General features: G+C 65.6%; 10 protein-coding genes. 8 read left to right on the top strand and 2 right to left on the bottom strand.

Annotation, left to right across the window (positions count from 1 at the left end):
* Nucleotides 1–113: 113 nt before the first annotated feature.
* Nucleotides 114–3,935: a DNA-directed RNA polymerase subunit beta gene (rpoB, locus tag LLH23_18980; GenBank protein ID MCE5240549.1), complete on the bottom strand. Its 3,822-nt coding sequence runs from the start codon at nt 3,933–3,935 to the stop codon at nt 114–116.
* Between the two features lie 402 nt (nt 3,936–4,337).
* On the opposite strand from rpoB, the gene LLH23_18985 reads away from it, so the two are divergent.
* The 8 genes from LLH23_18985 to LLH23_19020 all read left to right on the top strand — a co-directional run bounded on the left by LLH23_18985 (nt 4,338) and on the right by LLH23_19020 (nt 11,667).
* Nucleotides 4,338–5,072 (top strand): YjbH domain-containing protein, encoded by a 735-nt coding sequence (locus LLH23_18985; GenBank protein ID MCE5240550.1) that lies wholly within the window; start codon nt 4,338–4,340, stop codon nt 5,070–5,072.
* Nucleotides 5,073–5,228: 156 nt separating this feature from the next.
* Entirely contained in the window at nt 5,229–6,314 is a 1,086-nt protein-coding gene (locus tag LLH23_18990) for a hypothetical protein (GenBank protein MCE5240551.1), read from the top strand.
* 136 nt (nt 6,315–6,450) lie between these two features.
* Nucleotides 6,451–7,224 carry a TIGR04255 family protein gene (locus LLH23_18995; GenBank protein MCE5240552.1) on the top strand — a complete coding sequence of 258 codons (774 nt, stop codon included), beginning with the start codon at nt 6,451–6,453 and terminating at the stop codon, nt 7,222–7,224.
* A gap of 242 nt (nt 7,225–7,466) precedes the next feature.
* Complete coding sequence (locus LLH23_19000) at nt 7,467–8,117, top strand: hypothetical protein (GenBank protein ID MCE5240553.1); 651 nt, start codon at nt 7,467–7,469, stop codon at nt 8,115–8,117.
* A gap of 32 nt (nt 8,118–8,149) precedes the next feature.
* Complete coding sequence (locus LLH23_19005) at nt 8,150–8,428, top strand: AbrB/MazE/SpoVT family DNA-binding domain-containing protein (protein MCE5240554.1); 279 nt, start codon at nt 8,150–8,152, stop codon at nt 8,426–8,428.
* A 130-nt stretch (nt 8,429–8,558) separates the two neighbouring features.
* Complete coding sequence (locus LLH23_19010) at nt 8,559–9,755, top strand: hypothetical protein (GenBank protein ID MCE5240555.1); 1,197 nt, start codon at nt 8,559–8,561, stop codon at nt 9,753–9,755.
* A 125-nt stretch (nt 9,756–9,880) separates the two neighbouring features.
* The gene (locus LLH23_19015) at nt 9,881–10,762 is read left to right on the top strand and encodes an amidohydrolase family protein (protein MCE5240556.1); all 882 of its coding nucleotides are present in this window, start codon (nt 9,881–9,883) and stop codon (nt 10,760–10,762) included.
* A 2-nt stretch (nt 10,763–10,764) separates the two neighbouring features.
* Complete coding sequence (locus tag LLH23_19020; GenBank protein MCE5240557.1) at nt 10,765–11,667, top strand: amidohydrolase family protein; 903 nt, start codon at nt 10,765–10,767, stop codon at nt 11,665–11,667.
* Between the two features lie 9 nt (nt 11,668–11,676).
* Here the strand turns inward: LLH23_19020 and LLH23_19025 are convergent, their stop codons facing one another.
* Entirely contained in the window at nt 11,677–12,237 is a 561-nt protein-coding gene (locus LLH23_19025) for a YbjN domain-containing protein (protein ID MCE5240558.1), read from the bottom strand.
* Nucleotides 12,238–12,259 lie beyond the last annotated feature (22 nt).

Here is a 12,259-nt window from a genome sequence, read left to right on the forward strand (position 1 = left end):
CGCCCTCGCTCTGCTCGGGCATCCCTCCCCACAGGGGAGGGGGCACTACCTGGCCGCTTTGGGCCTCACCCCTCCCCCGCGGGGAGGGGTCGGCGCGAAGCGACGGGGGTGGGTTACCGCCCCTCGTCCCCGTCCGTCCGCAGGTCCAGGGCCTTGCCCTCCCGGTTCTCCACCTTCACGTCCAGACCCAGGCTCTGCATCTCGCGCACCAGGATCTTGAACGACTCCGGCGTGCCGGGCTCCTTGATGTTCTCGTCCTTGACGATGGCCTCGTAGGTCGCCACGCGCCCCTGGACATCGTCGGACTTCACCGTCAGCATCTCCTGCAGCGAGTACGCCGCGCCGTAGGCTTCCAGCGCCCACACTTCCATCTCACCGAAGCGCTGGCCGCCCATCTGCGCCTTCCCGCCCAGCGGCTGCTGCGTGATGAGCGAGTACGGGCCGGTCGAGCGTGCGTGGATCTTGTCCTCGACCAGGTGCAGGAGCTTGAGGATGTACATCACGCCGACGTTGACCGGCTGGTTGAACGCCTCGCCGGTCCGGCCGTCGAAGAGCATCGCCTTGCCGGTGCGCGCATCGTAGGCGCGCCGCTGGTAGGCGTTCGCGACGGCCTGCTGCAGCACCAAGTCGGCTGCCTGCGCCGCGCTCGCCTTTTCCCATGCCTCTTCGGCGATGCCCAGCCACTCGGCCAGCTCGGCCAGGTGGTCCTTGCCGGCGGCCAGCAGCTGCCGCCGCACCTCGGCCTGCAGGGCGGCAAAGTCGCCCGTGAAGTCCCCGATCTCCACGGTCTGCTCGAACCGATTCAGTTCCACCTGCGCGTAGTCCAGCAGGATCTCGCGGTTGAGCTTCTCGGCCACCTCGCCCATGCCGGACTTGATCTCATCAATTGGCACGCCCTGGAACACCGGGCTGATGTAGACGCGCCCCAGCTTCCGGGCCACCCACCCCAGGTGCGTCTCCAGGAGCTGGCCGATGTTCATGCGGGACGGCACACCCAGCGGATTCAGACAGATATCAATCGGCGTCCCGTCGGCCATGTACGGCATGTCTTCCATCGGCAGGATCTTGGAGATGACGCCCTTGTTGCCGTGGCGGCCGGTCAGCTTGTCACCGACCATGATCTTGCGCTTCTGCGCCACGTACACCCGCACCAGTTGGTTCACGCCGGGCTTCAACTCGTCGCCGGGCAGTTTCTTGAGGCGCCCGCCGCAGCGGTCGCACTCCAGCGAACCCTCGATCGGCTTGCCGAAGTCGTAGATGGACTCGCACCGGTCGCAGCGGTACTTGTAGCGCGAGAAGATCTTGGTCGCGATGACGATGCCCTTCTCCCCGTGCGGCACCCGCAGGGATACGTCGCGCATCTCCTCGGCCTTCTTGCCGAAGATCGCGATGACCAGCTTCTCTTCCGCCGTCAGCTCGGACTGACCCTTGGGGGCCACCTTGCCCACCAGGATGTCCTCGGCCCGCACTTCGGCCCCGATCCGCACCACACCGTTGGCGTCCAGGTCCTTGAGGGCCTCGTCGCCGACGTTGGGGATGTCGCGCGTGATCTCCTCGGGCCCCAGCTTGGTGTCGCGCGCCTCGCACTCCCACTTCTCGATGTGCACCGAGGAGAGCACGTCATCGCGTACGAGCCGCTGGCTGACCAGCACGGCGTCCTCGAAGTTGTAGCCTTCCCAGGGCAAGAAGCATACCAGGCAGTTGCGCCCCAGGGCCAGTTGGCCGCTGTTGGTGGAGGCGCCGTCGGCCAGCGGCTGGCCCTTGACGACCTTCTGCCCCGCCCGCACCAGCCGCTTCTGGCTGATGCACGTGCCCATGTTGGTGCGCAGGAACGTGGACAGCGGGTACGTCACTTCGTCCCCGCTTACGTACCGCACCTTGACGAAGTCCGCCTCGGACTCCAGCACATCCCCGTCTTCGGGCGCCAGCAGCACCGCGCCGGAGTCCTCCGCCGACCGCTGCTCGACGCCGGTCCGCACGATCGGCTGCTCGGTGATCAGCAGCGGCACCGCTTGCCGCTGCATGTTCGAGCCGGCCAGCGCCCGCACCGCGTCGTCGTTCTCCAGGAACGGAATCAGGGCCGTGGCGACCGAGAAGACCTGCTTGGCCGACACGTCGCAGTAGTCCACCTCGTTGGGCGTGACCTGCGGGAACGAGCCGCCCTTGCGCACGACGATCCGCTCGCGCGCGAACCGACCGCGCTCATCCACCGGCTCGGAGATCGTCGCGACGTTGTACGTCTCCTCATCATCGGCCGTCAGGTAGTCTATCTCGTCGGTCAGCCGCCCGCCCTTGACCTTCCGGTACGGCGTCTCGATGAAGCCGTAGTCATCCAGCCGGGCGTGCAGAGCCAGATAGCCGATCAGACCGACGTTCGGCCCTTCCGGCGTCTCAATCGGGCAGATGCGGCCATAGTACGAGTGGTGGACGTCGCGCACTTCCAGCTTGGCGCTCTGCTTGGACAGACCGCCCGGCCCCAGGGCCGACAGGCGGCGCTTGTGCGCCAGTTCGGCCAGCGGGTTGATCTGGTCCATGAACTGTGAGAGCTGACCGCTGCCAAAGAAGCTGTTCACCGCCGCCGTGATCGGCTTGATGCTGATGATGGACTGCGGCTGCATGTCGTCGGGGTCCAGGCTCGTCATGCGCTCCTTGGCGACCCGCTCCATGCGCAGGAACCCGGTGCGAAGCTGGGTCTGCAGTAGCTCGCCCACGGCCTTGACGCGCTTGTTCATCAGGTGGTCAATGTCGTCTACCTGCCCCTCGCCCTTCGACAGGTTCAGCAGGTAGCTGACGATGGCCACGATGTCCCGCCGCGTCAGGATGTGCAGTTCAGGGTCTACGCCAATGTCCAGCTTCTTGTTGATCATGTACCGTCCCACGCGGGACAGGTCATACTTCTTGATGTCGAAGAAATAGGCGCGCAGCAGCGACTCGGCGCTCTCCACGATGGGCGGGTCGCCGGGGCGGATCTTGCGGTAGACGTCCAGCAAGCCCTCCTCGCCGCTGTGTGTGTTGTCGTCCGCCAGGGTCATGCGGATCTGGTGGGGGACGACGATGACATCCATCTCCTTGCGGCCCAGTCGCAGGATCTCCTTGGCCTCGCGCTCGTCAATGACGCCGAGCTGGTCCACGACGACCTCGCCGTCCTCGTTGACGATCCGGCTCAGCGAGAAGTACTCGTCATGGGTCTCCAGGCCCGGGGCGCCCTCGTCCTCGCGCCGCGTCAGCAGGCTCAGCAGCTCCTTCACGGGCATCCGCTTGCGCTGCCCGAAGGCCCGCAGGATCTCCTCGTCGGTCCCGGTGGGCGGGGTGTTGGGGTCGGTCGCGCCGTGTTCCAGGTAGTCCAGCGCCCGCAGCAGCGTGGTCACCGGGAACTTCCGCGCCTGGCCGATCTTCACGCCGATGACGCCGCTGGCCGCCGTGTCAATCTCGACCCACGCGCCGTCATTGGGGATGACCTGCGCCGAATACAGTACCCGTCCGGAGCTGTCAATGGCATCGCGGAAGTAGACCGACGGGGAGCGCGAGAGCTGGCTGATGACCACGCGCTCGGCCCCGTTCACCAGGAACGTGCCGCGCTCGGTCATCTGGGGGATCTCCCCCATGTAGACCTCGAACTCCTTGATCTCCCCGCTCTCCTTGTTCACCAGGCGCACCTTGGCGTACAGCGGCGCCTCGAAGGTGGCGTCGCGCTCGCGACACTCGGCCATGGAGCGCTTGGGTTCGCCGATGCGGTAGTCCAGGAACTCCAGGCTGATGTTGCCCGTGTAGTCCTCGATGGGGGAGAAGTTGTCGAACAACTCGCGCAGCCCATGCGCGATGAACCAATCATACGAGGACGTCTGGATCTCGATCAGGTACGGCAGCTCGATGATCTCGGGGGTCTTGCGGCGCGACTCGTAGATAACGCCGGGCATCCCTTGTGTCGTGGCCATATGCTGCGCGATGCCTCCTCTGCGGTATGCGGAACATGCCAGCCGGCGAACCCCTGGTGGAAAGCACAGGGGCCCGGCCTACGCGGGCAACAAAAAAGCCCCCACTTCTCGACGGCGGGTCCCTATCGAGAGTCGTGGAGTAGCCGAAGCTGTGTTGCCTTCAACCGGTAATCCCTTATACGACCTTCACGGCGTCCGGAATGTTTATTATGGCACAGCCAGCCGCCAGGGTCAAGGCCTTTGTGCGTTGTGAAGACCACTCCCCCGGCCTCACCTTTTCGAACACCTGTGCCCACACGACAGTTCCCACCGCCCCCCAGGCTGCCGTTGACTTCGCCTTCCCCCCTGATTATACTGGTCCTGTCGCGCCCGCCGCGGCCAGATCCCTTGGAGGTGAGCCGGATGCGCTCCGCCGTCATCATCGTCGGGTTGATTGTATTAGCTGTCGCCCCCACCCTCGCCGCTGATTCCATCGTCAGCGTCTGGGGCGCAGAGAACACCTCCAATACCGCCACGTCATCGTGGTACGGCAATGTGGGCCTGATCGCCACTCCCAGCGCCTTCACCCCCCCCGCCACCGCCACCTCGCTGGGCGTCCACTGGGTCAACCGCCATCCCGACGCCACCTGGATGGCCAACATCAACTTCGGCGTCACGGCCGAACTGGAGGTCGGCGGAGCCTGGATCCAGTCAGCGGGTGACGAGGAGGCGGAGAGCGACCACGACTCCTCCCAGACCATAATCAACGCCAAGTACCGCCTCAGCGTGGCCAAGTGGCTCGAGGAGCCCAACCTCCCGGACATGGCGGTCGGCTGCTTCGACATCGCCAACCAGATCAACCGCTCCATCTACCTGGTCCTCAGCAAGGGGTTCCGGTTCGACCCGACTGACGCCAACAGCCCCTGCATCAACCTGCACGCGGGCTGGGCTTCCAGCGACAGCGGTGAGGGCGCCATGGACGGCTTCTTCGGCGGCCTCGAGTTCAACGCGCTCAAGGACTGCCTGGTGCAGGCCGAGTACGATGGCGAGAACTTCAACGCCGACCTGCGTTACAACCTCACCAAGGGCCTGTCGCTCGAAGGCGGCATCCTGAACGAGGATCCGGGCTTCGGCCTCACCTACCGCTCGGAGTTCTAGACACAGGTCTCCCCCCATCCCATGACGAACACAGGGCGTGCCGCTTGCGGCACGCCCGTTCCGTGTGGAGCGCGGGCCTCCAGGCCCGCCGGCCGTGTCGTAGCCGTGGCCGTTCCCGGATCCCGGATCCCGATTCCCGCCCCCGGAGGCCTCCGCATGACCACCCACGAGCGCCTGACCCGCGTCTACAACCACGAAAGCCCCGACCGCCTGCCGATGCACGATGGCCCGTGGGCCAGCACCCTGGAGCGCTGGCACCGCGAGGGCCTGCCCGAGGGTGTCGGCCCGGCCGCCTTCTTCGGCTGGGACAACATCGCCGGCTACCAGGCCGACAACAGCCCCCGCTTCCCGGTCGAGACCCTCGAGCAGACCGACGAGTACCGCATCCACACGACGACCTGGGGCGCGACGATGCGCAACTGGACCCATCGCGGTAGCGTCCCGGAGTTCCTGGACTTCAAGATCAACGCCGAGTCATGGCCGGAGATCAAGCAGCGCATGACCCCCGGCCCGGACCGGGTCAACTGGAAACTGCTGGAGGAGCACTACCCGCAGTGGCGCGCCAGCGGAGCCTGGGTCCAGTTCGGCACCTGGTTCGGCTATGACGTGATGGCCAGTTGGGTGGTCGGCTACGACCGCACCCTCATCGCCCTAGCCGACAACCCGGAGTTCTGCCAGGACTTCATCAACACCTGCCTGGAGCTGGACCTCGCCCTGCTGGAGATGATGTGGGACCGCGGCTACCGGCCCGACTGCGTCCGCTGGCCCGACGACCTGGGCTACCGCAACGGCCTGCTCTTTTCCAAGGACATGTACCGCCGGATCGTCAAGCCGGCGATGAAGCGGATGATAGATTGGGCGCACGACCGGGGCGTGAAGACCCACCTGCACTCCTGCGGTAACGTGATGGAGCTGATCCCGGAGTTCGTGGAGATCGGCCTGGACGCGCTGAACCCCCTGGAGCAGAAGGCGGGCATGGACGCGCTGGCAATCAAGCGGGAGTACGGGGACCGGTTGGTGTTGGAGGGTGGCCTGGACGTGCGCAACTGGACCGACGGCGGCGCCGCCGAGCGCGAGATCGCCGAGAAGCTCCCGCTCCTCAAGCAGAACGGCGGCTACATCTTCCACTCCGACCACTCAGTCCCCGAGAACGTCAGCTTCGCAGACTTCTGCCGGGTGCAGGCGCTGGGGCGGTGGTATGGACGGTATGGAGGGGGGAGGTGTAGGCGGCCTTGGTGCTGAATAGGCGTTCACTCGCGTCCCCGGTTCGGGGCACCAAGTGCCCTCAGCCTGGGAGGACGCTCACGCCCCGTCTGTTGTTAAGGTGAGTGGGACTTCTGTCCCGCAACCGTGCTGCCGGGACTAGGAGAGTACAAGCGTGCCCATCAACGAAGTCTTCCCAAACCCGACCGTCAAACAGGTCTTCTTCCAGATCAGGTTCCCCAATCTGTTCTTCCTGGAGAGTAGAATCGGCGACCTACAGCAACAGGTCATGCAGGAATTCCCCGAGGCCACGCTGCTGCGTCAGCAGCACGTCGTGTTCGCCGACATCGCGGTGGAGCCACCTGAGTCCCCTCGCCTGCCGCCCGACGTTGATGGGCCTACAAGCAGGAAGATCTGGCAGTTCAACTCGCCGAAGGGCTACAAGCTTTCCGTCACGACCGACAGTCTCGCAATCACCTCCGAACACCACAAGACCTACGACAAGGACGACGCGAACAGGTTCCGCGACGTGATCCAACGCGTGCTCACGGCGTTTGCCGGGGTGGCCCCCGTCCCAGAGTACGCACGGGTTGGACTCAGGTACGTGGATCACTGCCCTATCATGGAGAAGACGAACGAGAGCTTTGAGGCCTACTACTCCACCTCGTTCCCTCTGACCCGTTTCAGCCTAGCGGATGCCGAGGAGATGAGTTTTGCCGCCATCGTGACCAGGGGGAGGCACCAACTCCGCTATGTTGAGGCGCTCCGTAAGGACAGCGACGCCGACAGCGGCTTCGTGCTCGTGCTGGACTTCGACGGGTTTGCCAAGGATGTCCCGTCTGGGGAATGCCTCACCGTCACCGACGAACTCCACACACTGATCGACGAGGCCTTCTCCGAGACGATCAAACAGCCTGTCTACGACTACATGCGGCGGGAGGGTGGGTAGGGTGCACGCTCACGACACCAGTCCCGATGATCCGACCGTCTCGTCTGAGACGACCGGAGAGCTGGGGGGGCAGCAGCCCATCAGGGCGGTGTGGGCACTGGGCCCGTACAGGATCACCGTCCGACTCGACGCGGAGGGTCGGCTCGTGGCCATTGAGGCGGTTGAAGTCGCTGCTGATTTCGTTGACGCGCGCCGCAAGACCCTCCCGCCCACCTTCCACGATGTGAGGGACCTTTATCAGGATGAGTAACGGGGGCTTCTACGAACCAGTCCCAGATGCCAACCTTCGGTTCGGAGATGTCCTGCTCGGGGTGCCTGCCCTCGAGCACGTGACAGAGCAGTTGAACCCGGACCCGGCGGAAGGGGACTTCTCTATCAGAGTGCGGAGGACGGCATTCTCAGTCGTCATGTCGCCGTGCTGCTCGATAGAGGAGGGGATCGTGTCCTTGGCCCCCCTCACACAGATCGATCAGAAACTCCTGTCGAACCCATTCCTTGTGGAGGACTTCACCAGAGTCAACCACCGGATGACCGCGGAACAAGCGGCGCCCCCGCAGCAGTGGGTACGGATGCCCGAGGAGGAGCGGGCGCGCAGAGAGTTGGCTGGCATGGCATACGCCTTCGTCGAGTATTTCGTCTATGCGCCGGCGGAGCAACTCCCGGCCTACGTCATGGCCGGGCGCGACCGGGTCCAGCATACAGTCCGGCACTACATGGTCGATTTCCGGGACATCTACAAGGTTCACTGCAGAGAAGTCCAGCGCAACCGGGACATCCCCAGCGCGCCGAAGGTCCTGCAGTTGTCGGTGCTTACGCGCAGGGACCTGCGCGATAAGTTGGGGGAGTACTACTGGCGTCCTCCGGACGAGGACCGCGTACTTCTCGAAGGCTAGTACCGCAGGATTGGCGTGCTGGGGGATGCCGCATGCCCAGGACCACCGTAACAGCCGAGTATCAAGTCACTATCCCCAAGGACGTGCGCGAGCGCGCCGGGCTGAAGCCTTGCGCCAAGCTCGACGTGACCGCCGCTCGCCACGTCATCCGCCTAGTGCGCGTCCCGACTCTGGAGAGACTGCGCGGCATCGCGCGCGGCCAACGGCAGCGGCCTGCGCGACAAGCAGGACCGCCCCTGACTCACTTGCCTTCCACCCACACCGAACTCGACCATGCAGCCTGCCCATTCGACAGGCTGACCCTCAGGTAGCGCCAGCTCCGCCCCGGCGGCACTCCCGCTCTGCTCCCCAGGACCCAAGCCTCGCACGCATCTCCCGCGTGGAGGTGCTGGCGAGGTGCTGCCGCAGCCACTGACGAACCTGCCCCCGGAGGCGCGCGGCATGAGCCGACCCCTGCTTGCCCTTGCTGCCGTTCTCGCCGCCAGCCTCGCCCACCTGCCGGCGGCCGTTGCCGCGCCGACACAGCCCGCCATCCCAGGAGCCACGGTGAGAGACCTACGCCTGCTGCTGCCCCCCGTGATCGCTGCCGTCCCCGGACGCGAGTGCAACCTGTACTTCGACAACCTCGTCCTCGCCCCGCGCGGCGTCGCCGCCCTGCTCGAGGTGGACGTGGCCTGCGACAAGGGCCAACAGCAGCAGGAGCGCTTCACCTGGACCCCGACGCCGGACGAGGTCGGTGACTTCCCGCTGTCCATCACGTTCACAGGGCCCGACGACCGCGTCTGGGCCGAAGGTAGGACCACGATCCGGGTGTTCCCGGCCGATGCCGGCCGGGGCCAGGCCATCACACTGCTCATCGTGGCTGCCAGCGATGCTCACTTCAACATCTACCCGGCCGAGTTGCTTGAGCTGTGCGCCGGCGAGGGCAACCCGACGCTAACCGAGGTCGGCAGCTTCGCCCCGAATCCCGCGCTGCCGCGCGTCCGGCACGAGGGCTATGGCGGCTGGGCTGCCGCCACCTTCCTGACCAAGTGGGGCCCGGAGGTCTGGGAAGCCCCGGGCCGTCGCGGGCGCAGCCCGTTCCTCTTCGAGGAGAATGGCAAGCCTACACTGAACTTCCAGAGGTACTGCGACGAGAACAACGGCGGCCAGGGCCCCGACTTCATACTCATCTCTCTGGGGGGCAATGACCACTTCGCCGCCAAGGACGACACGATTGAGGCCAGTTGCGACCGATACGAGGCGAACATGGAGGCCCTGATCGCCGAGTTCCGCCGCGTGCGCCCCGACACCAGGATCGGCCTCCTCACCATGATGCCGCCCACGGCGAGCCAGGATGGCTTCGGCGCCAACTATGGCTGTGGACAGACCCGCTGGCAGTACCGCAAGAACCAGCACCGAGTGGTCGAGCGCATGTACGCTCGCTGGGGGAATCGAGAGGCCCAGCACATCACGATCGTGCCCGGCTTCACAAACCTGGACACCGTCCACGGCTACCCAACCGTGCTCTCCCCCGCCAATGCCCGCTCCGACGTCCGGATCAGCCGTGGCTCCAACGGCCTGCATGAGAACGCCGGGGGCTACAAGCAACTGGCCGACACGATCTACTGCTGGCTCAAGGGGCAGTTGGCACGGTAGCGGGCCCTGGGAGCAGCAGGGACTTCACTGCAGGTCTCTGCGCCCCCGGGGGGAACAGACCTCGTGCCTCACCCATGCCTTTGCCGTCCCCAACACCCAATCCCCACCCCCCGAGGTGCCTCGCCATGTTCATTGACATCCATGTCCATACCCGCTACTTCCCGGGCCCCGAGCGGCTTTCGGGGGGCACATATGCCACGCCGCAGCAGCTCATGGACATGCTCAAGCCCCACAAGGTGCGCCATGCTGTGATCCTGCCGGGTGTGAACCCCGAGTGCTCCTACATCCCCCAGAGCCTCGGCGAGGTCATCCGCATCGTTGAGGAGTCCGAGGGCTTCTTCATCCCCTTCATGAACGTGGACCCGCGCGCGGTCGGCAACTCCGCGACGGCCAACCTGGGGCACCTCATGGACTTCTGGATGGCCCGGGGCTGCAAGGGCATCGGTGAGGTCTGCGCCAGCCTGCCCTTCGATGACCCCCGCATGGAGAACCTCTTCGCCCACGCCCAGGAGCGCAAGCTGCCGATCACCTTCCACCTGGCCCCCGAGCCCATCGGCTACTACGGCATCGTGGACAGCCTCGGCCTGCCGGGCCTGGAGGGTGCCCTCAAGAGGTTCCCCAACCTGCTCTTCTTCGGCCACTCCCAGCCGTTCTGGGCTGAGATCAGCGGCGACCTGACCGAGGACCTCCGCAACACATACCCCAAGGGCTCCGTGGCCCCCGGCGGGGCCGTGGTGCGGCTCTTCCGCGAGTACCCGAACCTCTACGGCGACCTCTCCCCCGCCGCCGGCAGCGGCTTCAACGCCATCGCCCGCGACCCGGAGTTCGGCTTCGCCTTCATGGACGAGTTCCAGGACCGCCTGCTGTTCGGCACGGACATCTGCGACCCGCGCAACGAGCTGACGCTGATCGGCTACCTCAACGACGCAGTGGCGAACGGGAAGCTCAGCCGCGAGGCGTACGAGAAGATCGGCTGGAAGAACGCCGAGAGGGTACTGGGGCTCTAGCCATGGAACCGACCTACTTCATTGACACGCACGTCCACGTGCGCGCCCATGTCTCGCCCGAGCGCCTCAGCGGCGGGACCTATCCCTCCCCCGAGCGCGCCATGGAGGTGCTCAAGCCTCTGGGGGTCCGCCGGGCGGTCATCCTGCCGGGCGTCCACGCCGACGGCGTCCACGATGTCCAGGGCAATGGCGAGATTCTGGACATCTGCAGCCGCTACCCGGACTTCTTCATCCCCTTCATGAACCTCGCGCCCACGCAACTGACCAACCGCCCGGACGCGAACCTGGGGCACCTGATGCGCTTCTACAAGCAGCACGGTTGCCGGGGCATCGGTGAGATGTCCTGCAATGTGCCGCTGGATGACCCGCAGTTGCTGAACCTGTTCCACCACGCGGAGGAGAACGACCTGCCCCTGCTGTTCCACATCGGCTTTCAGAAGGGCGGCTGCTATGGCCTCATAGACCGCCTGGGGCTGCCGCTGCTGGAGAACGCCCTGCGCCAGTTCCCCGGCCTGCGCTTCATCGGCCACTCCCAGCCCTTCTGGGCCGAGATCAGTGGGGACGTGACCGAGGAGACGCGGCGCGGCTACCCGAAGGGCCCCGTGGCGCCCGGCGGCCGCGTCGTGGAACTGTTCCGCACCTACCCGAACCTGTACGCCGACCTCTCCCCCGCCACCGGCGGTAGTGGCTTCAACGCCATTCGTCGCGATCCTGACTTCGGCTACGCCTTCCTCGAGGAGTTCCAGGACCGCCTGCTGTTCGCGACCGACCTCGCCAACCCGAACACGTCCGAGGACATGGCCCTGGCGCCCTACCTACATGAGGCCGCCAGAGGCGGCAGGATCAGCCGGGAAGCCTACGAGAAGATCGCCCATGGCAACGCCGAGCGGCTGCTCGGGCTCTGACGCGCCTGGCTACTGCAGAGCCGCGGTGATCATGGGCCAGAGCTTCGCCCAGCTCTTGTCCATGCGCGCGACCATGTCGAAGACATACTCGGCGTGCAGGCCCTGGGACATGACGTTCACGTTCCACTGGATCACGACTTCCCCGTCGTCGTCAATGTAGCCGGCGAAGAACCAACTGTCCCTGCTGGCCTCATTGATCGCCTTCATCACGGCTGCGCTCTTCTCCGCGGGCACCTTGATACCGGTGAAAACTTGCGCCGTTACGGCACGCTCCACGACCCTTCCGCTTTCGGTCTTGTGCACCGACTGGGTGTCTACGGTGATGGCGTAGTTGGGCGCCGGGTCGCCCTTCATGTCGTAGACCAGCACCAGGTCGTCGTTCTCGAGGACCTTCTCCCGGGCCGTGAGTTGGTGTGCCTCCTTCAGGTACTGCTCGATGACGCGTTCCATCGAGCTCTCGTCCTGGGTCACGGTGAGCACGTCACCGTCGGCCCAGCAGACTCCACCCACGCAGGTTGTCCATAGGCCAACAACCAGTGCGACCCAGACGATGCTCCAAGCGTTGCGCATGTTGCGCCTCCCGACAACAAGA

The organism is bacterium, assembly GCA_021372615.1.
In the GTDB taxonomy this organism is placed as follows: domain Bacteria; phylum Armatimonadota; class Zipacnadia; order Zipacnadales; family UBA11051; genus JAJFUB01.